The 26,282-nt window shown below is 72.3% G+C and carries 23 protein-coding genes, 1 tRNA gene and 1 pseudogene; 15 read left to right on the top strand and 10 right to left on the bottom strand.

The annotated features are described in order from the left end of the window. Window positions 1-46: 46 nt before the first annotated feature. Window positions 47-1,762: a methionine--tRNA ligase gene (metG, locus tag OG624_RS32510; RefSeq protein WP_033220058.1), complete on the bottom strand. Its 1,716-nt coding sequence runs from the start codon at window positions 1,760-1,762 to the stop codon at window positions 47-49. Window positions 1,763-2,260: 498 nt separating this feature from the next. Here metG and OG624_RS32505 point away from each other — a divergent pair, with 498 nt between their 5' ends. Both OG624_RS32505 and OG624_RS32500 read left to right on the top strand, forming a co-directional pair. Further along, window positions 2,261-2,845 carry a sigma factor-like helix-turn-helix DNA-binding protein gene (locus OG624_RS32505; RefSeq protein WP_033220060.1) on the top strand — a complete coding sequence of 195 codons (585 nt, stop codon included), beginning with the start codon at window positions 2,261-2,263 and terminating at the stop codon, window positions 2,843-2,845. Window positions 2,846-3,654: 809 nt separating this feature from the next. After that, window positions 3,655-4,374: pseudogene (locus OG624_RS32500) on the top strand (IclR family transcriptional regulator domain-containing protein); the annotation flags it as partial. 390 nt (window positions 4,375-4,764) lie between these two features. Here the strand turns inward: OG624_RS32500 and OG624_RS32495 are convergent. Then, a tRNA-Leu gene (locus OG624_RS32495) sits at window positions 4,765-4,849 on the bottom strand. Window positions 4,850-5,081: 232 nt separating this feature from the next. On the opposite strand from OG624_RS32495, the gene OG624_RS32490 reads away from it, so the two are divergent. Further along, window positions 5,082-6,302 (top strand): low temperature requirement protein A, encoded by a 1,221-nt coding sequence (locus OG624_RS32490; RefSeq protein WP_371593786.1) that lies wholly within the window; start codon window positions 5,082-5,084, stop codon window positions 6,300-6,302. Here OG624_RS32490 and OG624_RS32485 read toward each other — a convergent pair. Further along, window positions 6,286-7,227 carry a beta-ketoacyl-ACP synthase III gene (locus OG624_RS32485; RefSeq protein WP_033220062.1) on the bottom strand — a complete coding sequence of 314 codons (942 nt, stop codon included), beginning with the start codon at window positions 7,225-7,227 and terminating at the stop codon, window positions 6,286-6,288. The two genes, OG624_RS32490 and OG624_RS32485, sit on opposite strands and share 17 nt — an antisense overlap. A gap of 205 nt (window positions 7,228-7,432) precedes the next feature. Between OG624_RS32485 and fdhD the strand changes: the two genes are divergently transcribed. Next, window positions 7,433-8,260 (top strand): formate dehydrogenase accessory sulfurtransferase FdhD, encoded by an 828-nt coding sequence (gene fdhD, locus OG624_RS32480; RefSeq protein ID WP_033220239.1) that lies wholly within the window; start codon window positions 7,433-7,435, stop codon window positions 8,258-8,260. Here the strand turns inward: fdhD and OG624_RS32475 are convergent. From OG624_RS32475 to OG624_RS32465, 3 genes are read right to left on the bottom strand one after another with little or no spacing between them, the layout of a single operon-like run. Then, window positions 8,250-8,726, bottom strand: coding sequence for a hypothetical protein (locus OG624_RS32475; RefSeq protein WP_371588779.1), 477 nt, complete (start codon window positions 8,724-8,726; stop codon window positions 8,250-8,252). The two genes, fdhD and OG624_RS32475, sit on opposite strands and share 11 nt — an antisense overlap. A gap of 1 nt (window position 8,727) precedes the next feature. Continuing rightward, entirely contained in the window at window positions 8,728-9,159 is a 432-nt protein-coding gene (locus OG624_RS32470) for a (2Fe-2S) ferredoxin domain-containing protein (protein ID WP_371640126.1), read from the bottom strand. 9 nt (window positions 9,160-9,168) lie between these two features. Further along, the gene (locus OG624_RS32465) at window positions 9,169-10,209 is read right to left on the bottom strand and encodes a bile acid:sodium symporter family protein (RefSeq protein WP_371640894.1); all 1,041 of its coding nucleotides are present in this window, start codon (window positions 10,207-10,209) and stop codon (window positions 9,169-9,171) included. Between the two features lie 152 nt (window positions 10,210-10,361). On the opposite strand from OG624_RS32465, the gene OG624_RS32460 reads away from it, so the two are divergent. From OG624_RS32460 to OG624_RS32435, 6 genes are all read left to right on the top strand, one after another. Continuing rightward, the gene (locus tag OG624_RS32460; protein ID WP_033220067.1) at window positions 10,362-11,219 is read left to right on the top strand and encodes a LysR substrate-binding domain-containing protein; all 858 of its coding nucleotides are present in this window, start codon (window positions 10,362-10,364) and stop codon (window positions 11,217-11,219) included. A gap of 103 nt (window positions 11,220-11,322) precedes the next feature. Further along, window positions 11,323-13,146, top strand: a complete 1,824-nt coding sequence (locus tag OG624_RS32455; RefSeq protein WP_371588776.1) for an AMP-dependent synthetase/ligase — start codon at window positions 11,323-11,325, stop codon at window positions 13,144-13,146. Between the two features lie 102 nt (window positions 13,147-13,248). Then, window positions 13,249-14,517, top strand: a complete 1,269-nt coding sequence (locus tag OG624_RS32450; protein WP_371588775.1) for an ABC transporter substrate-binding protein — start codon at window positions 13,249-13,251, stop codon at window positions 14,515-14,517. Between the two features lie 9 nt (window positions 14,518-14,526). Next, window positions 14,527-17,232 (top strand): ABC transporter permease subunit, encoded by a 2,706-nt coding sequence (locus OG624_RS32445; RefSeq protein WP_371588774.1) that lies wholly within the window; start codon window positions 14,527-14,529, stop codon window positions 17,230-17,232. Further along, window positions 17,229-18,005, top strand: a complete 777-nt coding sequence (locus OG624_RS32440) for an ABC transporter ATP-binding protein (RefSeq protein WP_266444276.1) — start codon at window positions 17,229-17,231, stop codon at window positions 18,003-18,005. The genes OG624_RS32445 and OG624_RS32440 overlap by 4 nt, the downstream gene beginning before the upstream one ends. 118 nt (window positions 18,006-18,123) lie before the next feature. After that, window positions 18,124-18,972 (top strand): aldo/keto reductase, encoded by an 849-nt coding sequence (locus OG624_RS32435; protein ID WP_371640125.1) that lies wholly within the window; start codon window positions 18,124-18,126, stop codon window positions 18,970-18,972. A 37-nt stretch (window positions 18,973-19,009) separates the two neighbouring features. Here the strand turns inward: OG624_RS32435 and OG624_RS32430 are convergent, their stop codons facing one another. After that, window positions 19,010-19,774 (bottom strand): class I SAM-dependent methyltransferase, encoded by a 765-nt coding sequence (locus OG624_RS32430; protein ID WP_237545576.1) that lies wholly within the window; start codon window positions 19,772-19,774, stop codon window positions 19,010-19,012. 3 nt (window positions 19,775-19,777) lie between these two features. Beyond that, window positions 19,778-20,083: a 4a-hydroxytetrahydrobiopterin dehydratase gene (locus tag OG624_RS32425; protein WP_033220077.1), complete on the bottom strand. Its 306-nt coding sequence runs from the start codon at window positions 20,081-20,083 to the stop codon at window positions 19,778-19,780. A 174-nt stretch (window positions 20,084-20,257) separates the two neighbouring features. Here OG624_RS32425 and OG624_RS32420 point away from each other — a divergent pair, with 174 nt between their 5' ends. Both OG624_RS32420 and OG624_RS32415 read left to right on the top strand, forming a co-directional pair. Further along, the gene (locus OG624_RS32420; RefSeq protein ID WP_371640124.1) at window positions 20,258-22,045 is read left to right on the top strand and encodes a hydroxysqualene dehydroxylase; all 1,788 of its coding nucleotides are present in this window, start codon (window positions 20,258-20,260) and stop codon (window positions 22,043-22,045) included. A gap of 32 nt (window positions 22,046-22,077) precedes the next feature. Continuing rightward, window positions 22,078-22,878: a helix-turn-helix domain-containing protein gene (locus OG624_RS32415; RefSeq protein WP_371640123.1), complete on the top strand. Its 801-nt coding sequence runs from the start codon at window positions 22,078-22,080 to the stop codon at window positions 22,876-22,878. Here the strand turns inward: OG624_RS32415 and OG624_RS32410 are convergent. After that, window positions 22,864-23,286, bottom strand: a complete 423-nt coding sequence (locus tag OG624_RS32410) for a hypothetical protein (RefSeq protein ID WP_161292199.1) — start codon at window positions 23,284-23,286, stop codon at window positions 22,864-22,866. The two genes, OG624_RS32415 and OG624_RS32410, sit on opposite strands and share 15 nt — an antisense overlap. A gap of 439 nt (window positions 23,287-23,725) precedes the next feature. On the opposite strand from OG624_RS32410, the gene OG624_RS32405 reads away from it, so the two are divergent. Continuing rightward, the gene (locus tag OG624_RS32405) at window positions 23,726-23,899 is read left to right on the top strand and encodes a hypothetical protein (protein ID WP_352163395.1); all 174 of its coding nucleotides are present in this window, start codon (window positions 23,726-23,728) and stop codon (window positions 23,897-23,899) included. Window positions 23,900-23,918: 19 nt separating this feature from the next. Here the strand turns inward: OG624_RS32405 and OG624_RS32400 are convergent, their stop codons facing one another. Further along, complete coding sequence (locus OG624_RS32400) at window positions 23,919-24,374, bottom strand: hypothetical protein (RefSeq protein WP_244290783.1); 456 nt, start codon at window positions 24,372-24,374, stop codon at window positions 23,919-23,921. A gap of 235 nt (window positions 24,375-24,609) precedes the next feature. Between OG624_RS32400 and OG624_RS32395 the strand changes: the two genes are divergently transcribed. Together OG624_RS32395 and OG624_RS32390 are read left to right on the top strand one after the other, a co-directional pair. Beyond that, window positions 24,610-25,635 carry a hypothetical protein gene (locus tag OG624_RS32395; RefSeq protein WP_266353889.1) on the top strand — a complete coding sequence of 342 codons (1,026 nt, stop codon included), beginning with the start codon at window positions 24,610-24,612 and terminating at the stop codon, window positions 25,633-25,635. Continuing rightward, window positions 25,632-26,267 (top strand): toxin-antitoxin system, toxin component, encoded by a 636-nt coding sequence (locus OG624_RS32390; RefSeq protein WP_158711817.1) that lies wholly within the window; start codon window positions 25,632-25,634, stop codon window positions 26,265-26,267. Before OG624_RS32395 ends, OG624_RS32390 begins: the two co-directional genes overlap by 4 nt. Window positions 26,268-26,282 lie beyond the last annotated feature (15 nt).

Here is a 26,282-nt window from a genome sequence, read left to right as displayed (position 1 = left end):
ACGGGTCGTGCCCCTCACACCGTTGTCATCGGGCCCTACTGGGGCCTCAGGCCTCCGGGTTACCGCCGAACCGCTCGCGGTAGGACTCCAGGTCCTCCTCCGTGACCCGCGCGAACAGCACCGGCGGCACGGTGAACGGGGTACCGGCCGGCACCGCGTCCAGGGAGCGGGCCTGCTCCGGGGTGATCCAGGTGGCCGTGTCGTCGGCGAGCGCGAACGAGGAGCGCATGGCGCGCGCCGAGGCCGGGATGAACGGCTCGGAGACCACCGAGTAGAGGTGGATGAGGTTCATCGCGGTGCGCAGGGTGAGCGCCGCGCCCTCCAGGTCGGTCTTGACCTCCAGCCAGGGGGCCTTCTCGTCGAGGTACGCGTTTCCGGCCGACCACAGGGCGCGCAGCGCGGCCGCGGCCTTGCGGTACTGGAGGGCGTCCATGTGGCCCTCGTACTCGGCCAGCAGCTCGGCGATCTGCTCGCCCAGCTTGGCCTCGGCCTCGCCCGCGGGGCTGCCGGCGGGGACATCGTCACCGAACTTCTTGCGGGAGAAGGTCAGTACGCGGTTCACGAAGTTGCCGAGGGTGCCGCCGAGGTCCTTGTTGACCGTGGCCTGGAAGTGCTCCCAGGTGAAGGACGAGTCGTCGGACTCGGGTGCGTTGGCGATGAGGAAGTAGCGCCAGAAGTCGGCCGGGAGGATCTCCAGCGCCTGGTCGGTGAAGACGCCGCGCTTCTGCGAGGTGGAGAACTTGCCGCCGTAGTACGTCAGCCAGTTGAAGGCCTTGACGTAGTCGACCTTCTTCCACGGCTCGCGGGTGGCCAGTTCGGTGGCGGGGAACATCACCGTGTGGAACGGGACGTTGTCCTTGGCCATGAACTGGGTGTAGCGGACGTCCTCGGCCTCGTACCACCACGACGTGTAGTCGCGGTTCGCCGGGTCCAGGTCGGCCCACTCCTTGGTCGAGCCGATGTACTCGATCGGGGCGTCGAACCAGACGTAGAAGACCTTGCCCTCGGCGGCGAGCTCGGGCCAGGTGTCGGCCGGGACCGGGACGCCCCAGTCGAGGTCACGCGTGATGGCGCGGTCGTGCAGGCCCTCGGTCAGCCACTTGCGGGCGATGGAGGAGGCGAGCTGCGGCCACTCCTCCTCGTGCTCGGAGACCCAGGCCTCGACCTCGTGCTGCAGCTTGGACTGCAGGAGGAAGAGGTGCTTGGTCTCGCGGACCTCCAGCTCGGTGGAGCCGGAGATGGCCGAGCGGGGCTCGATCAGGTCCGTGGGGTCGAGGACGCGGGTGCAGTTCTCGCACTGGTCGCCGCGGGCCTTGTCGTAGCCGCAGTGCGGGCAGGTGCCCTCGACGTAGCGGTCCGGGAGGAAGCGGCCGTCGACCGGCGAGTACACCTGCCGGATCGCGCGCTCCTCGATGAACCCGTTCTCCTGCAGCTTGCGCGCGAAGTGCTGGGTGATCTCGCGGTTCTGGGCGGAGGAGCTGCGGCCGAAGTAGTCGAAGGACAGCTCGAAGCCGTCGTAGACCGCCTTCTGGGCGTCGTGGGCCTGCGCGCAGAACTCGGCGACCGAGACGCCGGCCTCCTTGGCGGCGAGTTCGGCGGGGGTGCCGTGCTCGTCGGTGGCGCAGATGTAGAGGACGTCGTGGCCGCGCTGGCGGAGGTACCGGGAGTACACATCCGCCGGAAGCATCGACCCGACCATGTTGCCCAGGTGCTTGATCCCGTTGATGTAGGGAAGCGCGCTGGTGATCAGGTGTCGAGCCATCCTCGGATGCTCCATTTCCTCTGTGCGGTACAACGTGACGTAACGGATTGTGAATGCGGTTCATCGTATCGAACCGCCGTGAGGCCACGCGCCGCATTTGTACTTGGGTGGACGTAACGCAAAAGCGAGGGCTGTGACCTCTCCGTCACGGCCCTCGCGATCGGGCCCATGTTACAGCGGTACCGCGGGGCGCCCGACCGGTGTCCGGGAGCCGGCGGTGGCGCCGCTACGGACGGTCCGTCCGTGGAGGGCTCGGCGATGGCACCGGCAGCGGGCATATGCATACGTGCTGGCTGGAGCCGTGTGTGATCGAGATCGATCACAGGCCGATCATCCACGACACATTGCTTCCAGGTTTCTTCTCTGCGCCCCCCGAGTGCGCCCGCGCTGCTTTCCTGTTCAGCGCACAGGGGATGAGGTGGAGCGGTGAACGATGGCGGACCGGAGGAGTCCGGTGGGGCCGTGGGACTACCGAGCCGGCGTCGGCGGCCGACTCCCATGAGCCAGTGGGATCCGACGGCGCGCCTGTCGTACTGGGCCTTCCACGCCAATCGGCGGCCCGCGTACATGCGGTTCGCGTATCTGCAGCTGGGCTCCGACGCGGCGGCGGAGGAGGCCGTGGACGCCACCTTCGACTCGATCATGGGTGAGTGGCTGCGGATGCTCCACATGGACCGCCTCGACGCCTACGCCTGGACCGTCCTCAAGCACTGCCTGATCCACCGGCAGCGATGGCGCCACCCCTGGGAGCAGCGCCCCGAGCCGATGGACATCAGCGCCTTCGAGGCCGCCCTGAAAGAGGTCCACGCCGACCGGTACGAGGTGCTGACCGACACCATCCGTTTCTACTCCGCCGTCTCCCGGCTCGCCGAGCGGCAACGTGACGCCGTACTCCTTCGGTACGGGCTCCAGTGCACCCCCGGTGAGGCCGCCTCCGTGATGGGCGTCGACGAGGCCACGATCCGCTCCCACCTCGGACAGGCCCACCGGCGGCTCGCCCGTCTGCTCGCCACGTCCGCCGCGTCGCCCGAATCGGCCGTGTCACCCGAATCGGCCGCGCCCCCCGAATCCACCGAATCATGAGGCGCTCCGAACGGCAGGAGCGCCAGGACCGCGACCCGATCCCCCGCTCCCTGGCCGAATTCCTCGCCCGGGCCGGCGTCCGCGACCGCTACCGGCACTACGACCTCGGTGCCGCCGAGGCCCGGCTGCTGCGCGCCACACCGCACCCGCCCTCCGGCCACCGCGCCCGTCGCCGGTCGGTGCACGGCTGGAGCGACCCCGCCCGGGACTGCCCCCTCGACGCCGAACGGGCCCGGCGCGACCTCAAGGCCGTCTGCCTCGCCTCCGCGTGCGCGCCCAAGGCCGGGGCGCACCTCGACTCCTTCCTGACCGACGGACACACCGACCTGGCCGGGGCCGTCGTCTTCGGCTGTCTGCTGCACCTGGCCGGGCTGCGCGAAGGGGCCCGCTTCTGGTGGCAGTTCGCCGCCGGTTCCGGGAGCCCGCGGACCGCCGCGGCCGCGTACTGCCTCTTCCTCGACCACTCGCGGCTCGGCGAGCACCACGACGCCCGGCACTGGGCGCGCGAGCTGGGCCGGCGCGGCTTCCGGCCGGGCGGCCGACGGGATCTGCGGGAGGTCCGGCTGTGCACGCAGGCGGCCGTGCTGCGCTACGTCGACCAGCGCGAGGATCCCGACCTGGGCCCGGTGCCGCTGCCGCGGCCCGGACTGTCCGGGGTACTGGCCGCGTTCCTGCCCCAGACCGTCACCGTGTCGGCCTCGGCGCCGCGGCCGGTGGTCTCGCTCCGCCCGGCCACCGGCCCGCTGCGCCACCCGGCGCTGACGGAGGCGAACCGCGGGACCGCCGGCCGGGCGGAGACGGGCCGGGCACTGACGCAGGCGCGCCGCGCGTTGGCCGTCGTACGTGTCCTGGAGCGCCACCCGTTGGGGGTACGGGCCGCCCAACTCGCCCGGGAGTCCGGCCTCGCCGAGGGGGAACTGCGGCCGCTGCTCGCGATGCTGTGCGAGGAGGAGTACGCGGTGCGCCCGGCGCTCGGGGTCTACGGGCGCGGCCCCGCCCTGGACCGGCTCGCCGCCCCCGGCGGGCACGGCCTGGCCGGGCAGCTCCAGCGCACCCTGGCCCTGGCTCGGGACAGCGCGGGCGCCGCGGTGTACCTCGGCCGGTACGCCGACGGCGAGGTCCGGATCACGCAGATGGCGGACGGGCCCGCGACCCCGCCGGTGCGGGAGTGGGTCGACTTCCGGGCCGCCGCGCACGCCAGCGCGGTCGGCAAGTGCCTGCTGACCCAGCTCGACCACGACGGGCGCGCCGACCACGTGGCCCGGCACCGGCCCGCGCGGCTCACCCCGCGGACGATCACCGACAGTCGGGTCCTGTTCAGCGCCTTGGACGCGGTGGCTCCGGGCGCGCCCGTGTTCGACCTGCGCGAGTACTCCCCCGGGGTCGTCTGCTCGGCGGTGCCGATCGCCACCGGGATCGCCGCCGGGAGCCTCGCGCTCTCGCTGCCGGCGAGCCACGCCCACCGGCTGGGCGCGGCCACCGAGACCCTGCGCCGCAAGGCCGTCCCGGTGCTCCTGGCCCTGCTCCTGACGGGCGCGATCCCCCCGGACGCCCCGGCGGTCGCCGCCGAGGAGGCGGCTCCGGTCGGGCGGCCCCGGCCGATGCCGGCCCCGGTGACCCCGGAGACCTTGCGGCACCTGCGGCGGCTCTTCCCCACCCCGATCACCGGAGGCTCGGCCGCGGCGGGCGGCCCGCACCTGGTCAGCGACACCGCGGCGGCCGCGGCCTATCTCTTCGACGCCGTCCCGGACACCGACCAGCCCCGCCTGTCACTGCCCCTCACCTTCACCTCGCTCCCCCCGGGGAGCCTGAGCACCCCGACGGGCCTGGTGGTCCTGGGCCCGTGACCGGCCGGGAGCGCGGACCGGACCGGGAAAACAGCAAGAGCCCCACACGATGTGTGGGGCTCTTGCTTCTTGTGTCCGAGGGGGGACTTGAACCCCCACGCCCGATAAAGGGCACTAGCACCTCAAGCTAGCGCGTCTGCCATTCCGCCACCCGGACCAGGTGGTCGGCCCCGGTTTCCCGCGGCGACATGGACAACAATAGCAAAGGATCGGCGCGGCTCCGACCACTTATCCGGGCGGTGAGCATCCGCCACGCCGGGCTGACCTGCACGCATGCACCGACGACCTTGGCGAGACGGATCGTCTCGCCGCCGGATGCTGATACCGGCTGGACATCAGGGGTGGCCGGGCGGTCGGATGGCTGCGCACACGTCCGGGGGGAGCCGCGCATGGAATCCGAGCACCGCGTCAGCACGCTGGAGCTGTTCTTCGACCTCGTTTTCGTCTTCACCATCACGCAGTTGACGGTGCTTCTGGCGGACGACCTGACTCCGCGGGGCGCGGGGCAGGTGGTACTGATCTTCACCGTCCTGTTCTGGATGTACGGGGGCTACGCGCACCTGACCAACCAGGTGCCGCCGGACCGGACGGTCCGGCGGGTGCTGCTGATGCTGGCCATGGGGGCGTTCCTGGTCTGCGCCCTGGCCGTACCGACCGCCTTCGGGGCCGGTGGTATCGCCTTCGGCCTCGGGTACCTGTTGGTGGTCCTGGTCCACGGCGCGCTGTTCACCCAGGCGCACGGGCGCGGGGTGCTGTGGTTCGCGCTGCCCAACGTGCTGTGCGCGTTGTCGGTGACGGCGGCCGGTTTCTTCGACGGGCTGCCGGCCTGGGGGCTGTGGATGCTGGCGCTGCTCCTGCAGTTCGTGACACCGGTGGTCGTGCAGCGGGTCGCGGCGAGCGGGGCGGCGGAGCCGGAGGCGGCCGAAGTGGCCGAGACCGTCGAGACGGTCGAAGGTCCCGGGCAGACCGTCGGTGATCAACTGGGCGGGATGAACGCGGCGCACCTGGTGGAGCGGCACGGTCTGCTGCTGATCATCGTCTTCGGTGAGTCCGTGATCGCGATCGGCATCGGGGTGGGCTCGCTGCCGCTGTCCCTCGGTATCGCGGGCGGCGCGTTCCTGGCTCTGACGATCGCGTCGGCGATGTGGTGGATGTACTTCGTGCGCGACGAGGGCCGGGCCGAGGAGGTCTTCGAGCGGACCCCGGCGGAGCGGCGTTTCAAGCTGGCGATGGTCGCCTACTACTACGCCTTCCTGCCGATGCTCCTGGGCATCGCCGTCTTCGCGGCGGGCGTGAAGAAGACCATCGGTCACCTCGGCGAGCACCTGCACACCGGCCCGGCGGTCGCGCTGGCGGGTGGGGTCGCCCTCTATCTGGCCGGGGACCTGGCCTTCCGCGCGGCACTGGGTATCGGACCGGCGCGCTACCGCGCCGCGGCCCTGGTGCTCGCGCTCGCCACCGTCCCGGTGGGAACCAGCTGGACGGGAGCCGGCCAGCTGGTGGCCCTGGCGTGCGTCCTGGTCGGGGCGCTGGCCGCCGAGGGCCGCCGCTCCCCCACCGAACCGGCGGAGGAGGCAGCGGCCACGAAAGCCGTCACGGGCAGTGGATGACCTGGCCCGCGTAGGAGAGGTTGCCGCCGAAGCCGAAGAGCAGGACCGGGGCGCCGGAGGGGATCTCGCCGCGCTGGACCAGCTTCGACAGGGCCATCGGGATGCTGGCGGCCGAGGTGTTGCCGGACTCGACTACATCGCGGGCGACGACGGCGTTGACGGCGCCGATCTTCGCGGCGAGCGGCTCGATGATCCGCAGGTTGGCCTGGTGGAGGACGACCGCGGCCAGTTCCTCCGGGGTGACTCCGGCCTTCTCGCACACCTTGCGGGCGAGCGGCGGCAGCTGGCTGGTGGTCCAGCGGTAGACGGACTGGCCCTCCTGGGCGAAGACCGGCGGCGAGCCCTCGATCCGGACCGCGTTGCCCATCTCCGGGACGGAGCCCCACAGGACCGGGCCGATGCCGGGCTCCTCGCAGGCCTCGACCACGGCCGCGCCCGCTCCGTCGCCGGTGAGCACACAGGTGGTGCGGTCGGTCCAGTCGGTGATCTCGGTCATCTTGTCGGCGCCGATGACCAGGGCGCGGGTGGCGGAGCCGGCCCGGATGGCGTGGTCGGCGGTGGCCAGGGCGTGGGTGAAGCCCGAGCAGACGACGTTGATGTCCATCACGGCGGGGCCGCCGCCCATGCCCAGCTTGGCGGCGACACGCGCGGCCATGTTGGGCGAACGGTCGATCGCGGTCGACGTGGCGACCAGCACCAGGTCGATGTCGTCCGGGGTCAGGCCGGCGCCGGCCAGCGCCTTGCCCGCCGCCTGGTAGGCCAGCTCGTCCACCGGTTCGTCCGGGCCCGCCATGTGGCGCGTGCGGATGCCGACGCGGGACCGGATCCACTCGTCGGTGGTGTCGACCATGGCCGAGAGGTCCTCGTTGGTGAGCACTTTCGCGGGCTGGTAGTGCCCTAGCGCCACCACGCGTGAACCGGTCATGGGCGGGGTCCCCCCTTGTACGGAAGTCAGGATCACCCAGCTTTGCCTGCTACTGGTGGGTACGTGTGCGTGTGACCCGACAGGATTCCGGCACCGGATTTTGGAGCTTCCCGAGGATCCACCTGCCGGGAGCGTCGCGGGAAGCGGAACCGCGACAATGAGCTTGTCGGAAACGGGCGGGAACAGAAGGGGTGTGCTGATCACCATGGGACGGGTCACCGAGCGTCGTCGCGTCGTCCGGATCCGGAACGGCACGGCGGGTGTCCGGCCGGACACGCTGGTGGCCGAGGAGCCGCTGGAGATACGGCTGAACGGCAAACCGCTGGCCATCACGATGCGTACGCCGGGCGACGACTTCGCCCTGGCCGTGGGCTTCCTGGTCAGCGAGGGAGTGCTCGCGGCCGCCTCCGACGTGCAGGCCGTCACCTACTGCGAGGGGGCCACGGAGGACGGGTCGAACACCTACAACGTGGTGAACGTCCAGCTGGCCGCCGGGGTCCCGGTGCCCGACATCACCCTGGAGCGGAACGTCTACACCACCTCCTCGTGCGGCCTGTGCGGAAAGGCCAGCCTGGACGCGGTCCGTACGGCGACCCGCTTCCCGGGGCTCGCCGCCGATCCGGTACGGGTCCCCGCGGAGGTCCTGTGCGCGATGCCGGACCGGCTGCGCGAGGCCCAGAAGGTCTTCGACCGGACGGGCGGGCTGCACGCCGCCGGGCTGTTCACGGCGCAGGGCGAGCTGCTCGACCTGCGGGAGGACGTGGGCCGGCACAACGCGGTGGACAAGATCGTGGGCCGGGCGTACCGATCCGGGAGGCTCCCGCTGGCGGGCGCGGTCCTGCTGGTGTCGGGCCGGGCCTCCTTCGAGCTGGTGCAGAAGGCGGTGATGGCGGGCATCCCGGTGCTGGCGGCCGTCTCGGCGCCGTCCTCGCTGGCGGTGGACCTGGCCCTGGAGTCGGGGATGACGCTGGTCGGCTTCCTGCGGGGGCCGGACATGAACATCTACGCGGGCGAGGAGCGGATCACCCTGTAGCGGTACGCCGGAACTCCTCCCTTCCACGTTCGTAGCCGCCGAGGAACGAGGCCCACACGTCGCTGCCGTCTCCCGAGGCGCCCGCCTTGCCGGTGCCGTGGAGCGTGAACCAACCGTCGCAGTCCTGTGCCGGGGGCGCTCCGTCGGCGGTCGACTTGATCAGGATCAGGATCCCCGGGTCCTCGTCGGAGTGGTGCCGGATGGTCCAGCTGCCCTCGCCGGTGAACGTGGCCCGCTGCGGGTACCCGACGCACTTCCAGCCCGCGGCGTCCGTGAGGCGGACCCGGCCGTCGGCCAACACCTCGAGCCGGGTTCCGCGGTCGCCCTGCCATGTGCCGGTGACGTCCTGCGCCGTCAGCGGAGCGGAGGGTTTTCCGTCCACCAGGCCGAGGGACAGGGCCAGCCAGATCACCAGACCGACCAGCAAACCGAACAGTACGAACAACGTGCGCGCGAGGTTCTGCACGTCAGCGCCCCCGGCGGGCGCGGCGCGGGGAGTCCTTGGCCGGCTTCGGGGTCGGGGGGTCGATGCGGTGCAGGTCCAGGGTGGGCGGGAGCGGGGTGGTGCCCGGGCCGCCGGATTCGGCCCAGGCGATGATCTCGTCGGTCGCGGTGTCGTCCAGGGCCCAGCCGAACCAGGCCGCGCGGGCGCCGCGGCGGCGGGCTTCGGTGGTGGGCTGGACCACGATGACGTTGGCCTGGGCGCACGGGCCGAGGCAGTCGCTCGTACGGACGGCCAGGCGGCCCCCGGAAGCGGCGGCGGCCTCGCGCAGCCGGGCGAGCTGACCGGCGTGGTCGGAGCCGGGGTTCTTGCGGGGGTCACCGCAACAGCAGCCTCGGCAGACCACCAGCGTGCAGGGTCGTTCGGCATGGGCGGCGAGCGGGCGTATCCAGGTCACCACCGAACGTTAACGGGCCCGGGGCGCGGGCCGTTGGCGGGCGAGCGAGACGTCCGCCACACGGTCGGCGGCGAGTTCGGGCAGCGGGTCCTGGGCGCGGCGCCGGGCGATGACCGCGCAGACCATCAGCTGCATCTGGTGGAAGAGCATCAGGGGAAGCACGGCAAGGGCGGCGTGGGCCCCGAACAGCACGCTCGCCATGGGAAGTCCGGCGGCCAGGCTCTTCTTGGACCCGGCGAACTGGATGGCGATGCGGTCCGCGCGGCCGAAGCCGAGGCGGGCCGCGCCGTACCAGGTGGCGAGGAGCATGACGGCGAGCAGGACGGCCTCGACCAGCATCAGGGCGGCGAGCCTGGGGAGGCTGACCTGGTGCCAGATGCCGGCGACCACGCCCGCGCTGAAGGCGGAGTAGACGACGAGCAGGATCGAGCCGCGGTCGACGTAGCCGAGGACCTGCTTGTGGCGGACGAGGAAGCGGCCGACCCAGGGGCGCAGGGCCTGTCCGAGGAGGAACGGCAGCAGGAGTTGGACGGTGATCTTCAGGAGGGAGTCGAGGGAGAAGCCGCCCGCGTCGCCCCCGAGCAGGCCGGCGGCGAGGAGGGGGGTGAGGACGATGCCGGCCAGGCTGGAGAAGGAGCCGGCACAGATCGCGGCGGGGACGTTGCCGCGGGCGATCGAGGTGAAGGCGATGGAGGACTGCACGGTCGAGGGGACCAGGCAGAGGAAGAGGAGGCCGCCGTAGAGCGGGGTGGTGAGCAGGCCGGGGACGAGGCCGCGGGCGGCGAGGCCGAGGAGCGGGAAGAGTACGAAGGTGCAGGCGAGCACGGTGAGGTGGAGCCGCCAGTGGCGCAGGCCGTCGAGGGCCTCGCGGGTGGAGAGCCGGGCGCCGTAGAGGAAGAAGAGCAGGGCCACGGCCGCGGTGGAGGCGAGGTCGGCGGCGGTGGCGGCCGGGCCGCGGGCCGGGAGCAGGGCGGCGAGGCCCACGGTGGCGAGCAGGGCCAGGATGTACGGGTCCAGGGGCAGCCGGGCGGGGAGGTACGGGCGGCGCATGCGGGGGTGCTCACTTGCTGTCGGGGCCGGGTGCTCGGGGTGCTGGGGGTGCGGCATTGCTCCCTTCATGGTCGGCGGTCGGCGCTCATCGGGAAACCAGCACACCGCACTCACTGCCATCGCGATCCGTGATGAGCGGCTACCGTGGCGGTATGTACGACCCGGTGCAGCTGCGTACGTTCCTCACGGTCGCCCAGACGCTCAGCTTCACGCAGGCCGCGGGGCGGCTCGGGGTGGGGCAGTCCACGGTGAGCCAGCACGTGCGGCGGTTGGAGGAGGCGACGGGGCGGCCGCTGTTCGTCCGGGACACGCACAGTGTGGGGCTGACGGAGGACGGGGAGGCGCTGCTCGGCTTCGCTCGGACGATCCTGGAGGCGAACGAGCGGGCGGCGGCCTTCTTCGCGGGGACCCGGCTGCGCGGGCGGCTGCGGTTCGGGGCCTCGGAGGACTTCGTGCTGACCCGGCTCCCGGAGATCCTGGAAGGGTTCCGGCACGAGCATCCCGAGGTGGATCTGGAGCTGTCGGTGGAGCTCTCCGGGACGTTGCACGAACGGTTGGACGCGGGGCGCCTGGACCTGGTGCTGGCGAAGCGGCGGGGGCCCGGGGACGAGCGGGGCCGGCTCGTGTGGCGGGACCGGCTGGTGTGGATCGGCGCGGAGGGGCTGCGGGTGGACCCGGAGCGCCCCGTTCCGCTGATCGTCTTCCCGCCGCCGGGCATCACCCGCGCCCGGGCGCTGGAGGTGCTGGAGCGGGAGGGGCGGGACCTGCGGATCGCGTGCACGAGCGGCAGCCTGAGCGGCCTGATCGCGGCGGCCCGGGCGGGGCTCGGCGTGATGGCGCACGCGCGCGGGCTGATCCCGCCGGGGCTGGTGCGCGTGGGCGGTCTGCCGGAGCTCGGACCGGTGGAGTTCGCACTGCTCCGGGGGCCGCGTCCATCGGCGGCCGCGGAGGCGTTGGCCGCGGCCGTGCTCTCCGGCGCGGACCGGCTCAGTCGCACGTCAACGGCGTGAACACCGTGATCACTGGGGAGGTCTTGTGGAGTTATCGAAAGGCCGGTGAACCCCTGTTGACCATGCGGTACGTTCACCGCGGCGCGCGGAGAGGAGCGGGGCCTTGCGCGAAATCACCGTCCCACCCGTTGTCACGGGCGCGCCCGTCGGCGGCCTGGCCGACATCGTCTTCCAGCACGCCCACGAGGAGCCGGACCGGGTGGTGCTCGGCCGGAAGACCGACGGGGTCTGGCGGGACGTGACGTCCCGGGAACTGGCCTCCGAGGTGCTCGCGCTCGCCCGGGGGCTGCTGGCCCAGGGGGTGCGCTTCGGGGACCGGGTCGCAATCATGTCCCGTACCCGGTACGAGTGGACCCTCTTCGACTTCGCCCTGTGGGCGATCGGCGCCCAGCCCGTCCCGGTGTATCCGACGTCCTCCGCCGATCAGGTGCACTGGATCCTGTTCGACTCCGACTGCACGGCCTGCGTGGTCGAGGACGAGGACCAGGCCATGACGGTGGGTTCGGTCATCGACCGGCTCCCCCACCTGCGCCGGCTGTGGCAGCTCGACGCCGGGGCGGTGGACGGGCTCGTCGCCGACGGCCGCGGGATGGCCGAGGACGTCGTTCACCGGCACCGGGGTGCCGTGACGCCCGACGCGACCGCCACCGTCATCTACACCTCGGGGACGACGGGCCGGCCGAAGGGGTGCGTGCTCACGCACGCCAACTTCATGTACGAGACCGACACGCTGGTCAACCGCTGGGAGTCGGTCTTCCAGGCCCGGCAGGGCGAGGAGCCGTCCACCCTGCTCTTCCTGCCGCTGGCGCACGTGTTCGGGCGGATGGTGGAGGTGGCCGCCGTCCGGGCACGCGTCAAGCTGGGCCATCAACCGGTGCTGGCGGCGGCCGAGTTGCTGCCCGATCTCGTCGCCTTCCGGCCGACCTTCGTGCTGGGCGTCCCGTACGTCTTCGAGAAGATCTTCGCGGCCGCGCGCCGCAAGGCGGAGGCGGAGGGACGCACGGGCCCCTTCGACCGGGCGGTGGAGACGGCCGTACGGTACGCGGAGGCGCGCGAGCGCAAGGCCTTCGGCCTCGGGCCGGGACCTTCGGCCGCGCTGCGCATGGAGCACCAGCTCTTCGACCGGCTCGTCTACGGGAAGGTCCGCGAGGCGATGGGCGGCCGCGTGCGGCACGCCATGTCGGGCGGATCGGCGATGTCGCGCCGCCTGGGGCTGTTCCTCGACGGGGCCGGGATCACGGTGTTCGAGGGGTACGGGCTGACCGAGTCGTGCGCGGCGGCCACGGCGAACCCGCCGGGGGCGACCAAATACGGCACGGTGGGGCGGCCGATCCCGGGCAGTACGGTGCACATCGCGGACGACGGGGAGGTCTGGCTGCACGGCGGCCACATCTTCTCCGGGTACCTGAACGACCCCCGCGCCACGGAGGCGGTCCTGCGCGGCGGGTGGCTGGCCACGGGGGACCTGGGCCGGCTGGACGGGGACGGGTACCTGACCATCACCGGGCGCAAAAAGGACATCCTGGTGACCTCCAACGGCAAGAGCGTCGCGCCCGCCGCGCTGGAGGAACGGGTCCGTTCGCATCCGCTGGTGTCGCAGTGCGTGCTGGTGGGCAACGACCGGCCGTACATCGCGGCGCTGCTCACTCTGGACATGGACGGGATAGCGCACTGGCTGTCGATGCGCGGCCGGCCGCAGTTGCCGGCGAAGGCACTGGTGGGGGACCCCGAGCTGACGGCGGAGGTCCGGCGGGCGGTGGTGGCCGCGAACACCCTGGTCTCGCAGGCGGAGGCGATCCGCACCTTCCGGGTGCTGGGTGAACAGTTCACGGAGGAGCGGGGGTTGTTGACGCCGTCGCTGAAGCTCAAGCGCCGGGCGATCGAGAAGGCGTACGCGAAGGAGGTCGCGGCTCTGTACTCCGCCTGAACAGGGATCTGACGGTTCGTCATTTCTACTCGTCGACAATATTGACGATCCGTCAGGTCCCGCACAGAATGCGGGGATTCCGACCGGAGGGGATCCCCCGACATGTTGCGACCGATCCGCACCCTGGCCGCCGCGGCGGCGGCCCTCGCGCTCGTCTCCGCCTGCAACTCCGCCTCCACGAACGGCAGCTCCCCCGGCAAAGGCGGCGACGCGCCCGGCAACTCCCGTGGGGTGACCGCCGACTCCGTCAAGGTCGGCGGGATCGTGTCGATGACCAGCGCCAGTGGTTACAGCAAGAAGGACACCGACCTCGGCGCCAAGGCCCGCTACCTCCGGGCCAACGCCGAGGGCGGGATCAACGGACGGAAGATCGACTACCTCGGCGCGGAGGACGACGGTCAGGACCCCGCAAAGAACCTGGCGGCCGCCCGCAAACTCGTCCAGCAGGACAAGGTCTTCGCCGTCGCCCCCATGAGTTCGGTGACCTTCTCCGGCGCGGACTTCCTGGAGCAGGAGAAGGTCCCCACCTTCGGCTGGGGCACCCTGCCGTCCTTCTGCGGCCCCCGGCACATCTACGGCTTCAACGGCTGTCTGGTCCCCACCCCCGGCGGCACCCTCAACCAGACCTGGCCCGAGGGCATCGGCCAGATCCTCGGCGGGGCGCAGGGCCGATCGGTCGCGATCATCGCCAACGACAGCGACGCCGGCAAGTTCGGCATCCGGACCTTCCAGCAGGGCTTCGCCAGCGCCGGGTTCAAGGTCTCCTACGCCAAGGCCTCCGTGCCCGCCACCGCCGTGCCGAGCGACTGGTCCGCGTACGTGAAGGAGATCCTCGCCGCGAACGACGGCAAGGCCCCCGACGCCGTCGTCTCCGTCATGCAGACGCCGAACAACATCGGGCTCTTCACCGCGCTCAAGCGCAGCGGCTACCAGGGGCTGCTCTCCGACCCGACCGACTACGACCCCGGGTTGCTCGCCAAGGACGCCACCAAGCAGGCCCTCGACGGGGTGCACGTGCTGCTGCAGTTCCAGCCCTTCGAGTCGACCGATCCGAAGATGACGCAGTTCAAGGCCGACATCAAGGCGGCCGCGGGCGGCCAGCACGTCCCGCTCAGCATGCACATGCTCACCGGGTACATGTCGGCCGACCTGTTCGTCTCCATCGCGCGGAAGGCCGGCAAGGACCTGACCGTCGAGTCCTTCCAGGCCGCCGCGCAGGGCTTCTCGGACACCGGCACGCTCGTCGGCGACCGCTCCGAACCCAAGGGGCAGAAGGACAGCTTCGGCTGCGGGGCTCTGGTACAGCTGAAGAACGGCGCGTACGAGGTCTCCGTACCGTTCAAGTGCTACGAACCCATCCCCTTCAAGTAGGGCAGCGGCATGGGGGATCTGCTCGTCTTCGTACTGAGCGGTCTGGTCTCCGGCGCCCTGTACGCACTGCTCGCCACCGGGCTGGTGCTGTCGTACTCGGCGTCCGGACTGTTCAACTTCGCGCACGGGGCCACCGCCTACCTGTGCGCGCTCACCTTCTACGAGTTGCACTCGGGGCTGGGCTGGCCCGCCGTCCCCGCCGCCCTGCTGGTGGTGTGCGTCCTGGCCCCCGGCCTGGGCTGGGGACTGGACCGGCTGATGTTCCGGCGGCTCGCCCGGGTCGGTGAGACCGCGCAGATCGTGGCCACCATCGGGCTGCTGGTGGCGCTGCCGGCCGCCGGGCTGTGGGTGGTGGAGCTGTTGGCGGACGCGGGCGCGCCGGTGCGGCCGGCGGAGAACCAGTTCGGGCTGCCGGGAGTGGGACCCAGCCCGGCGAAGTCCTGGCAGCTCGCGGACGGCGTCGGCATCGACTCCGACCAGCTGATCACCTGGGTGGTGACGGCGCTGGTGGCGGTGGCCCTGTGGGTCCTGATGCGGCACACGCGGCTCGGGCTGCGGCTGCGGGCCGCCGTCGACAACCGCTCGCTGACCGAGCTGCGCGGGATCAGCGCCGACCGGCTGTCGTCGGTGGCCTGGATGATCGCGTCGGGGCTCGCCGGGCTGGCGGGTGTGCTGGCGACACCACTGCTGGGGCTGTCGGCGCACGACTTCACCCTGTTCCTGTTCGTGTCGGCCACGGCGGCGGTCATCGGACGCTTCGCGTCCGTGCCCCTCGCCTTCGCGGGCGGACTCGGGCTCGGGGTGCTGCAGAACCTGGTGGCCGGGTACGCGTCCTTCGCCGAGTCCGTCACCGGCTTCCGTACGGCCGTACCCTTCCTGATCCTCTTCGGAGGGCTGCTGGTGCTGACCCGTCGGGCACGCGCGGCAGGGGTCGCGGCCGTGGACCCGCCGCCGGTCGACCATCTGGCGGGGGCCTCGTGGTCGCGGCGGTGGGGCGCGTGGGCGGCGGGCGCGGCGCTCCTGTGCGTGGCGTTCTACACCGTGACCACACCCTTCTGGAGCGGGCTGCTGGCCCAGGGTCTGGCCGTCGCGCTCGTGTTCATGTCCTTCACGGTGGTGACCGGGCTCGGGGCGATGGTCTCGCTGGCACAGGGCACCTTCGTGACCGGCGCGGCGCTCGTGGCGGGGCTGCTCATGAGCCGGGGCTGGCCCTTCGCGGCCGCGCTCGCGGTGGGCACGTGCGTGGCGGCCCTGCTGGGGGCGCTCGTCGCCCTGCCGGCGCTGCGGCTGGGGGGCAGATCCCTGGCCCTGGCCACGCTGGCGCTGGCCTTCCTCGCGGATCAGGTGCTGTTCCAGCTGCGATGGCTGCGCAACGGCGACGCGGGATGGCCGATCCCACGGCCGGTGTTCGGGCCGGTGGACCTCTCCGACGACCGGGCGCTGGGGGTGGCCCTGGTGGTCCTGGTCGCGCTGGTGGCGGCCGGGCTGACCGCGCTACGGAACTCCCCGTCGGGGCGGGCGATGCTGGCGGTCCGGTCGGCGCCGGCGGCGGCGGTCGCCTCGGGGGTCTCCGTACTGCGCACGAAACTGCTGCTGTTCACCCTGTCGGCGGGGCTGGCCGGGTTCGGGGGCGTGCTGTACGCCTCGTACAACACCCGGATCACGGCGACGGACTTCACGGCGATGACCGGGCTGGTGTGGCTGGCGGTGGTCGTGGCGGCGGGGGTGCGCAGGCCGCAGTACGCGGTGGTGGCGGGGCTGGTGTTCGCGGTCGCTCCGCGGGTGCTGTCCGACTACGTGACGGAGTCCGCGCACCTGCCGGTGATCCTGTTCGGGCTGGCCGGGTTGGCCCTGGCCAACGACCCGGACGGGTACTGCGCCGCGGTTCCGGTGCGGCTCGCACGGCGGCGCGCCGCCGCCTCTTCCCGGGGCGCCGCCCCGGACCCGTCGGGGGCTCCGCCCCCGAACCCCCGCGCCTCGATCTCCCCCAGCTACCGCTGGGAGGGGCCCCCTGGCGGGGCTGATGTCGCCCTGGAGCTGCGCGGTGTCACCGCCGGGTACGACGGGGGGCTCGTGCTGCACGGGGTGGATCTCGCCGTCCGCGCGGGCGAGATCCTCGCCGTGCTGGGGCCCAACGGCGCCGGGAAGACCACCGCCTGCCGGGTCGCCGCCGGGCTGCTGCCGGTCGGGGCCGGGGCGGTGTACGTGGGCGGGCGGGACGCGACCCGGGACGGGGCCGTACGTCGGTCGCGGGCCGGGGTGCTGCTCGCCCCCGAGGGGCGCGGGATCTTCCCCGCGCTCACCATCGAGGACAACCTGGCCCTGTACCTCGACGACGCCGACGCCCGGGCCGCCGTCTACGCGCGCTTCCCGCGGCTCGCCGAGCGGCGCCGGATCCCGGCCGGAGCCCTCTCGGGCGGGGAGCAGCAGATGCTGGCCCTGGCCCCGCTGCTGCTGCGGCCGCCCGCGGTGCTGATCGCCGACGAACCCTCGCTCGGGCTCGCCCCGCGCGTGGTGGAGGAGGTGTACGCGCTGCTCACCGAGCTCCGTGACGCCGGGACGGCGCTGCTCCTGGTGGAGGAGAAGGCGGCCGGGATCCTCGGGATCGCCGACACCGTGGCCTACCTCTCCCAGGGCCGGGTCTCCTGGTGCGGCCCCCGGGACGAGGTGGAGGCGGACCGGCTCACCGAGGCCTACCTGGGGATGGCGACATGAGCGAGGGCGGGTACGTGCTGGAGGCCCGCGGGGTCGGCGTGCGCTTCGGTGGCGTCCGGGCGCTCACCGGGGTGGATCTCGGGGTCCGCGCGGGCGAGGTGTGCGGGCTGATCGGGCCGAACGGCGCCGGGAAGACCACGCTGTTCGACGTGTTGTCCGGGATCCGCCGCCCCGACCAGGGGCGGATGCTGCTGGACGGGGCGGACGTCACCCGCCGCTCCCCCGTCTGGCGGGCCCGGCACGGGATACGCCGGACCTTCCAGCGGCAGCAGTTGTTCGGGCAGCTCAGCGTGGCCGACCACGTGCTGGTGGCGCAGGAGTGGCGGGGCGGCGGGGGCGGGCCGGTCGCGGATCTCCTCGCCCTGCCGACGCGGCGTGCCCGGGAGCGCGAGCGCCGGGCCCGGGGCGAGCGGGTGCTGGCCGACTGCGGGATCGGGTCGCTCGGGGCCTCGTACGCCGGCGGGTTGCCCGTCGGGCAGGCCCGGATGGTGGAGCTGGCCCGTGCGGTGGCCGATCCGCCGCGGGTGTTGTTGCTGGACGAGCCCGCGTCGGGCATGTCGGCGCCCGAGCGGGACCGGCTCGCGGGGGTCGTGCGGCGGCTGGCGGAGCGGGAGGGCTGCGCGGTGCTGCTGGTCGAGCACAACGTGGCGTTCGTGATGGAGCTGTGCGCGCGGGTCGTCGTACTGGACCTCGGGACGGTGCTGGCCGAGGGCACCGCGGCCGAGGTACGGGCGAATCCGCTGGTCCGGGAGGCGTACCTCGGGACGACGTGAGGACCACGCACACAGCGGATGGCGGGAATACGTCGTACGAGAGGCCGGTTGTCGCCCCTCGTACGACGTTTTTCCGCCACCGCACCTACGCACCGACGACGTGAGGGAACGACCAGACGTGAACCAGGTCCCCGCCATCAAGCTCAACAACGGCACACTCATGCCCCAGCTCGGCTACGGCGTCTGGCAGGTGCCGGACGCGGAGGCGGAGCGTGCCGTCGGGACCGCCCTGGAGGCCGGTTACCGCAGCATCGACACGGCCGCCATCTACGGCAACGAGGCGGGCACCGGCAAGGCCGTCGCCGCTTCCGGGCTGGCGCGCGAGGAGCTGTTCGTCACCACCAAGCTGTGGAACGGCCCGAAGCAGAAGTGGGGCCGGGACCAGGTGCTGCGCGCCTTCGACGACTCCCTGGCCAAGCTGCGCCTCGACCACGTCGACCTGTACCTGATCCACTGGCCGCGTCCGATGCGTGACGACTTCGTCGCCATCTGGAAGACCTTCGAGGAGATCGCGGCGAGCGGTCGCGCCAAGGCGGTCGGCGTGTCGAACTTCCGCCCGGCCGACCTGGCGCGGATCGCCGCCGCGAGCGAGCTGGTCCCGGCCGTGAACCAGGTCGAGCTGCACCCGCTCTTCCCGCAGGCCGAGCTGCGCGCCGTGCACGCCGAGCACGGGATCGCCACCGAGGCCTGGTCCCCGCTGGGCCAGGGCAAGGAGCTGCTGACGCTCCCGGCCGTGACCGCGATCGCCGCCGCGCACGGCCGCAGCGCCGCGCAGGTGGTGCTGCGCTGGCACCTGCAGCACGGGAACGTCGTGATCCCGAAGTCGGTGACCCCCGCCCGTATCCGGGAGAACCTGGACGTGTTCGGCTTCGAGCTGTCGGCCGCCGACATGGCCGCGCTGGACGCCCTGGGCGCGGGCGCGGCGGGCCGCCGGATCGGTCCGGACCCGGCCGAGTTCGACGTGTGACCGGTCCGGATCCGGACGCCCCGTCGCGTCGCGCCGGTCAGACGCGTACGAAGCTCCGTATGCGGTACGTCGGCTCCGCGCGCGGGACGTCCTGGTCCGGCAGCAGCTCCAGCCGGTCCGCCAGTTCCCGCGCGGTGATGCCGCGCGGGACGATGCGGGAGGCGTAGCGGCCCGCGAGCAGGGACTCGGCGGAGCCGCGCGGGGTGCGGCCCTGGCCGTGTCCGGTGAACCGGGCCTCACCGACGGCGAGGAGTCCGGCCCGGGCCGCGTAGGCCTCGACCTCCCCGGAGGCGTCCGAGGGGGTCGGGGTCAGGTGCGCGGCGAAGACGGCGTCGATGTCGCTGCCGACGTCGTGCGCCGAGTCCTTGTCCACGGTGGCGAGGAAGACCCCGCCGGGTCGCAGCACCCGGGCGGCCTCGGCGATCACCGCCGGCACCAGGCCCGGCTCGCGCAGCAGGTGCAGCAGCCACACCGCGCTCACCGCGTCCAGGGACGCCGACCGGACCGGCAGCCGGGCCGCGTCGGCGAGGGTCACGGGGATGCCGCGCCGCGCCGCGATCGCGGCCATGCCGTGGGAGGCGTCCGCGCCCAGGACGCGCAGGGCGGGGCGGCCGATCCGGCTGGTGACGATGCCGGTGCCGCAGCCGAGGTCGAGGAGGGTGCGCGTGTCCGCGGGGAGGAGTTCGAGGACGGCGGCGGCCGCCGCCTCGGCGCGCGGGATGCCACCGCGGGTGGTGTCGTAGGCCTCGGCCTCGGCGTCGTAGTCGAGCAGGGATCTCACGGACGGTATGTGCGTGGTCATCGGCTAGCTCGCACCGTGGGCCGGGGCGAGGGCCTCGACGCGTTCGGCGAGGGCGAAGTCGGACTCCGTCACCACGTCGCCGGCGTCGTGGCTGTTCACGGAGAGCCGGACCGTGTTGTAGCCCAGGGTCAGGTCGGAGTGGTGGTTCAACTCCTCCTGGACGCTGGCGATATGGGCGACGAGGGCGCTGGCGGCGAAGTGGCCGCCCAGCCGGTAGGTGCGGAAGATCCGGTCGTCCTCGAAGGCCCAGCCGGGGAGCTCCCGCAACCGGTCCTCGATCTCCTTCTGTGACAGCGGCTCACTCGGCATGCACCGGCTCCTTTTCCCCGTGACGTGTAGTCAAGGTTCCCACAGTGCACGGTGGAACAATCCTTTCGCGCCATAGTGCGCTCGGGTACTTCTACGCCTTCCAGGTCCGGCGCGCTCCCCATATGCTCCTGCGCCGAACGGACTGTTACCAGCGGTAACGAGGGGGCATTCGCCATGGCGGGCACAGGAAGTTCCAGGCGTGCGTTCATCGCGGGCGCGGGCGCGGCGGCCGCCGCCGGGGCGGCCCTGACCGGGGCCGGAGCCACGCCCGCGGCGGCCTCCGAGGCGGGACCGACCTCCTCCGGACGGCGCGTCGCGGTGCTCGGCGGCGGGGTGGCGGGCCTGACCGCGGCGCACGAACTCGCCGAGCGCGGCTACGCCGTGACCGTGTACGAGCGCCGCGCCCTCGGCGGCAAGGCGCGCAGCATGGACGTGCCCGACAGCGCCCGCGGCGGGCGCCGACCCCTGCCCGCCGAGCACGGCTTCCGGTTCATCCCCGGCATCTACCACAACCTGCCCGACACCATGCGGCGCATCCCCTTCCCCGGGAACGCGGCCGGGGTGTGGGACAACCTCGTCGCCCCGCGCGAGATGATGTTCGCCCGCGCGGCCGGGCGCGAGGACCTGCGCGGACCCATCCCCTGGCCCGGGCACTCCCCCGCCGAGCTGACGCCCGAGGAGATCCGGCGCGCCCTCGCCGGCATCCTGCAGACACTGGTCCGGCTCCCGCCGCACGAGACGGCGTACTTCGTCGACCGCGTGCTGGTCTTCCTCACCAGCTGCGACGAGCGGCGCGAGGAGGTGTGGGAGCGGACGCCGTGGTGGGACTTCGTGCGCGCGGAACGGATGTCGAACGAGTACCGGCGCATCCTCGCCGTCGGCATCACCCGCAACATCGTGGCGACCAAGGCCGAGGAGGCCTCCACCCGCACGGTCGGCACCCTCGGTGAGGCCTTCGTCTTCAACGTGCTGGGGCGCGGGGCGGACGGCCCGCCCGACCGGATCCTGAACCTGCCGACCAACGAGGCCTGGATCGACCCCTGGGAGGCCCATCTGCGTTCCCTCGGCGTGGAGTTCAGGATCGGTTGGACCGTGCGGGAGGTGCGGTACGCGGGCGGTCGGGTGAGCGGGGTCGCCGTCGAGGGGCCGGACGGCGCCGCGCGGACCGTCACCGCCGACCACTACGTGAGCGCGCTGCCCGTCGAGCACGCCCGCCGCACCTGGAGCGCGGCGCTGCGCGCCGCCGATCCGATGCTGGGGCGCTGCGACAAGCTGGAGACGGACTGGATGACCGGCATCCAGTTCTATCTGACGGAACGGGCCGAGCTGGTGCACGGCCACCTCAACTGCATCGATTCGCCTTGGTCGTTGACGGCGATCCAGCAGGCCGAGCACTGGCCGTCCCGCGACTTTCCGGCGGACTACGGCGACGGGACGGCGGTCGACTGCCTGTCGGTGGACATCTCCGAGTGGGACAAGCCGGGGATCCTGTACGGGAAGACGGCCAAGCAGTGCACCCGCGAGGAGGTGGCGCGGGAGGTGTGGGCGCAGCTGAAGGCCTCCCTCAACGACACCGGGAAGGCCCTGCTGACCGACACCATGCTGCACTCGTGGTTCCTGGACCCTGGCGTGGACGGGATCGGCACCCCGCACCCCACCAACCAGGACGAGCTGCTGATCCACCCGGTCGGCACCCTGTACAACCGGCCGAGCGCGGGCACCCGCATCCCGAACTTCTTCCTCAGCGGGGACTACGTGGCCGTCGACATCGACCTGGCGACGATGGAGGGGGCCAACGCCTCGGCGCGCGCGGCCGTCAACGCCCTGCTGGACCGCGACGGTTCGGATGCCGCACGGTGCGCGGTCCACCCGATGTACCGGGCGCCTGAGCTGGAGGCGGCCAAACGCCACGACCGATGGCGCTACCGGCTGGGTCTGCGGAACCTCTTCGACCTGGGCTGAGCGCCCGCCCCCGCTCGGCTAACGTCGTGTGCATGACGACGACGAGTCCGACGACGAGTGTGGGCACCCTGCTGCGCGCCTGGCGGGAGCGGCGCGGCATCAGCCAGCTGGAGCTGGCAGGCCGCGCGGACTCCTCGTCCCGGCACATCAGTTTCATCGAAACGGGCCGGTCCCGGCCGAGCGAGGAGATGGTGCTGCGGCTCGCCGACCATCTCGACGTGCCGATGCGCGAGCGCAACACCCTTCTGTTCGCCGCCGGTTACGCGCCGCGCTACGCGCACACCGCACTGAACGACCCGGCGATGGAGACGCTGCGCGAGGGCATCGCCCGCCTGCTGACGGGGTACGAGCCCTATCCCGCGCTGGTCGTGGACGCGGTGTACAACGTCGTCGCCGCCAACCAGGGCATCGCGATGCTGCTGGACGGGCTGCCGGAGCACCTGCTGACCCCGCCGCTGAACGCCATGCGGATCACCCTGCACCCCGAGGGCCTGGCGCCGAGGATCCACAACCTCAAGGAGTGGCGCGGGCACCTGCTGGCGCAGATGGAACGGCAGATCGCGCTGGCCCGCTCGGAGCCGCTGCGCGCCCTGTACGAGGAGGTGTCGGCGTATCCGGTCGCCGAGCGGCCGGGCGACAGCGCCCCGCAGGAGCCCACCGCGTACATCGCGCTGCCGCTGGTGATCGAGCACGACGGGCACCTGCTGTCCTTCGTGTCGTCCATCGCGACCTTCAACACGCCGATGGACGTGACCGTCGCCGAGCTGGCCATCGAGACGATGCTCCCGGCCGACCCGGCGACGGTGAAGTACCTGCGCTCACTGGGAGGCTGAGCCCGCACGCAGGGCGATCTGCTGGAGCACGGCGAAGCCGGCCACGGTCAGGGCCTGCATCGGGATCCACAGCAGGCCGGCGGTGGTGGGCTCGAACCAGAGCGCGAGGGACACCAGACTCAGGGCGGCCCAGGCGTAGTTCGTCTCGATGACGAGCTTCACGGGGAGGACGGGCGGCTGCCGCCGCGAGGCGAGCCATCCGACGCCGACCCCGTAGACGGTGAGCAGGATCCCGAGTTCGAGCAACAGCACCTGCCCGACCCCGAGCAGCCGGCCTAGCGGGGCGGAGAAGGCGACGTACGCGAGCCCGTTGGCGGTGGTGACGACGGAGTCGAGGGCGAGGAAGCGGCGCAGCGCGGCGTGCGGGACACGGTTGCGGGCGAAGCCGGCGAGCGGGGTCGCGGACATGGGAATCAGCCTCCATCGAGGTCGAACGGCCAGGTGGGACACGGATCCCGGGACCGAGTGCGCGGCCCCGGAACCCGATGCGTCCACTGTGCAGGGAGCCGCGGGGAGGGTCGATTACCTCCGAGGTAACGAGCGCCCGCGGGGGCCGCGCGTCGAGGATCCTTCGGCGGGGACGGGCGAGGGCGCCGGATCACCCGCGAGGGGCCCTGGAAAGCCCGAACGACACTACTGGTGCAGGAATGTGAGGACAGGTCAGCTCTGTCCGATCATGATCGATTTTGAGCTGGAGTAGGCATTCCCGGCCAACACACATCCCTGGGGGATCAACCCCTACCGTCTCGACCCGATCCAGATCGTCGCCCAGGACCGCGCGACCGACGGCTACGTCATCGGCATCCGCCTCATCACCAACGGCGCGGCCGGCCACAAGGTCTGGGCGATGCGGACCGTGCCCAGCGGCCGGACGACCGCCTCGTGGAGCACGTACCTGCAGGCCGGCTGGATCGACAACGCCTACTTCGAGGTCTGCAAGATCGGCGCCACCAGCGGCGTCATCGCGCGCTGCGAATCGTCCTCCGTGATGAACAACCCGTTCGACGACTCCTCCATGTAGGACGTACGACGAGGGGGTGTCACCCGCGTACGGGTGTCACCCCCGACGCCGCGTAGGCGCGCTCGATCTCGCCGAGGTACTGCTCCAGGTGGAAGCGGACCTCCTCGACGGTGGTGCCGTCGGGGCCCGGGTACATGAGGTCGGACCAGATGACCGTCTCGCCGCGCAGACGGATCCGGACGGTCAGTGGGTCGGGGCTCGGGTCGGGCCCGCTCTCGGCCGCCACCGCGGCCAGGCGTGGCATGTCCGTCGGATGGAGCGGACCGCCCGGGCGCAGCAGGCGCCTCGGGGCGAGGCCGACCATCCGGCTGTCGCTGCGCGCCACCACGTCGAGGCCGTCGACGAAGAGGTAGGTGTGGACGGCTGCGCACACCGGAGGCCCGGGGCACGCGCCGATGAGCAGGGTGCTCGTTCCGCTGCCGTTCCGCCTGTCGGGCCCGGTGGCCCGCAGCGCACGCGGGGCTCTACGCGGCATCCGCCTGAAGTGAGGTCATACGCCGATCATACCGACTCCCCCGCCTGCCTTCTTCGCCAACGACTGTCGGGCGCACGGAGCTTGTCGTACCGCTTCGGCTCGGGCCGATGCCAACCCTTTTTGAGCTGTACGGCAGGAAACGTTGGGGTTCCCCTGGTTCGGCCAGGGGCGGGAGGCTAGGCTTCACGGTGCCCGAATCACTCGAACGCCTTGTCGACATATGGAGAATCCGCCGGTGCGAGCCGCCGCCCGACCCGACCTCGCCGCGATCTGGCGTCGTACCCGGGCGCTGGCGCAGGAACACGGGCAGGACCCCGCCGAGGTGCTCGCGGTGGAACGGCTGAGCCATCTGTCCGGCGTCGACCCCGGGCGCATACCCCAGGTGGTGGCGGGCACCGCCGTGGAGGCGCCGCTGGAGCGGCGGGTGCACCAGCGGTTCCTACGGCTGCGCGCGACCCGCCCCGACAAGCACGGCCGGGAGTGGCCGCTGGCCGCCATCGCCGACGACTTCGACGCCCCCGGGGCCTCCCTCGGACCGCTCAACGCCGGTACCGGGCTGCCCCGGATGGGTCACGCGGCCGGTGTGCAGCGGTTCTTCGGCGTTCATGCCGGATTCCTGCTGGCCGACAGCAAGAGCGCGGTGGAACGGGCCCTCGCCCTGTCCGCCACCACCGTCTCGGACGGCCGGGACGACCTGGAACACCTCTCGTACCTCACCGGCATGACCCCGCAGGCCATCCGGCTCACCCTGGACGGGCGGCCGCCCCGGCTCCCCCTCAAGGAGCAGGTGCACCTGCGGTTCGAGCACCTGCGTCGGACCCGCGTACGGGAGGACGGCCAGCCCCACTCGTTGGCGGCCATCGCCAAGTCCTTCGACGCGTCGGGACAGTCGCTGACGCGCCTGGCCCAGGGCGAGGGCCTGCCGAACCTCGCCGCGGCCGCCGGGATCCAGCGATTCTACGGCGTCGAGGGCGGCTTCCTGCTGGCCGACGACCGCGAGGCGCTCTCCGGCGCCCTCGCCCTGGTCGAGGGCGAGTTGGAGTCGGTGGTGCGGGACCGGGAGAACCCGATGCTGGCGGTGCTGCGCGCGCACGACGTACGCAGCATCGTCACCCGGGCCGGTCGGCTGTCGCCGCAGGGCTGGAAGTCGCTGGCCGACCACTTGGACGACCTCCTCGCGCGCGAGGGGCAGCTCGGAGTTCCGGGCACGAAGAGCGGGGCGCCGATCGAGGGCGCCGCCGCCGAGGGAGAAGCACCATGAGGACCACACGGGCCATGCGCAAGCTGGCCGCCGAACTGCTGGAGGGCGCACGCCTGGCGCCCCCGGCCGATGCCGGGGAGATCATCGGGGCGCTGTGCGCCGCCTACGCCGTGCGGCGCGGCGGAGAGCGGAAGGTCGATGTCCATTTCACCTCCTTCCCGCCCGACACCGCGAGCGGGCTGTGGCTGGAGCTGGACGACGTCGACCTGATCGTCGTCGAGCAGCACACCCGGCCCGAACACCAGCTGGTCATCGCCTGCCACGAGCTGTGGCACCTGGACGAGGGGACCGGCGACAACGTCGGTCCGGGCATGTTGGCGGCCGCCCGGCTGGCGGGACACCCCGGCCGCCTCGCCGAACTGCTGGCCTCCGACACCGGGTTGGAGGCGGTGGTCCGGCAGGTCGCCGCCCGCGCCGACCAGGGGGATCCGGTGGAGATCCGGGCCGAGACCTTCGGCCTGCACCTCGGTAACACCCTGCGCTCCTACCTGCCGTCGCCCCGGGAGCAGCAGCTCCCCGAAGCCATCGAGCGCATCAAGTCCTCACTCGGTTGGGGAAGCCCCGTGCCACGCCGTGACCCGCACCAGCCAGTCGCCGCATCCCTCACGCCGATGCCCTCAGCACGGCCCTGACAGAGAGCACGCCAC

Origin of the sequence: Streptomyces virginiae (genome assembly GCF_041432505.1) — a bacterium.
GTDB lineage: Bacteria > Actinomycetota > Actinomycetes > Streptomycetales > Streptomycetaceae > Streptomyces > Streptomyces virginiae_A.
This window is presented reverse-complemented; position numbering and strand designations above follow the sequence as displayed.

Coding starts and splice junctions, on each gene's coding strand:
- OG624_RS32490 (WP_371593786.1), top strand. CDS start 5,082: ATGGAATCCGAGCACCGCGTCAGCACGCTGGAGCTGTTCTTCGACCTC.
- OG624_RS32400 (WP_244290783.1), bottom strand. CDS start 24,374: ATGCCGCGTAGAGCCCCGCGTGCGCTGCGGGCCACCGGGCCCGACAGG.
- OG624_RS32505 (WP_033220060.1), top strand. CDS start 2,261: ATGAGCCAGTGGGATCCGACGGCGCGCCTGTCGTACTGGGCCTTCCAC.
- OG624_RS32440 (WP_266444276.1), top strand. CDS start 17,229: ATGAGCGAGGGCGGGTACGTGCTGGAGGCCCGCGGGGTCGGCGTGCGC.
- OG624_RS32390 (WP_158711817.1), top strand. CDS start 25,632: ATGAGGACCACACGGGCCATGCGCAAGCTGGCCGCCGAACTGCTGGAG.
- OG624_RS32450 (WP_371588775.1), top strand. CDS start 13,249: ATGTTGCGACCGATCCGCACCCTGGCCGCCGCGGCGGCGGCCCTCGCG.
- OG624_RS32410 (WP_161292199.1), bottom strand. CDS start 23,286: ATGTCCGCGACCCCGCTCGCCGGCTTCGCCCGCAACCGTGTCCCGCAC.
- OG624_RS32415 (WP_371640123.1), top strand. CDS start 22,078: ATGACGACGACGAGTCCGACGACGAGTGTGGGCACCCTGCTGCGCGCC.
- OG624_RS32405 (WP_352163395.1), top strand. CDS start 23,726: ATGCGGACCGTGCCCAGCGGCCGGACGACCGCCTCGTGGAGCACGTAC.
- OG624_RS32420 (WP_371640124.1), top strand. CDS start 20,258: ATGGCGGGCACAGGAAGTTCCAGGCGTGCGTTCATCGCGGGCGCGGGC.
- OG624_RS32485 (WP_033220062.1), bottom strand. CDS start 7,227: ATGACCGGTTCACGCGTGGTGGCGCTAGGGCACTACCAGCCCGCGAAA.
- fdhD (WP_033220239.1), top strand. CDS start 7,433: ATGGGACGGGTCACCGAGCGTCGTCGCGTCGTCCGGATCCGGAACGGC.
- OG624_RS32425 (WP_033220077.1), bottom strand. CDS start 20,083: ATGCCGAGTGAGCCGCTGTCACAGAAGGAGATCGAGGACCGGTTGCGG.
- OG624_RS32460 (WP_033220067.1), top strand. CDS start 10,362: ATGTACGACCCGGTGCAGCTGCGTACGTTCCTCACGGTCGCCCAGACG.
- OG624_RS32465 (WP_371640894.1), bottom strand. CDS start 10,209: ATGCGCCGCCCGTACCTCCCCGCCCGGCTGCCCCTGGACCCGTACATC.
- metG (WP_033220058.1), bottom strand. CDS start 1,762: ATGGCTCGACACCTGATCACCAGCGCGCTTCCCTACATCAACGGGATC.
- OG624_RS32445 (WP_371588774.1), top strand. CDS start 14,527: ATGGGGGATCTGCTCGTCTTCGTACTGAGCGGTCTGGTCTCCGGCGCC.
- OG624_RS32430 (WP_237545576.1), bottom strand. CDS start 19,774: ATGACCACGCACATACCGTCCGTGAGATCCCTGCTCGACTACGACGCC.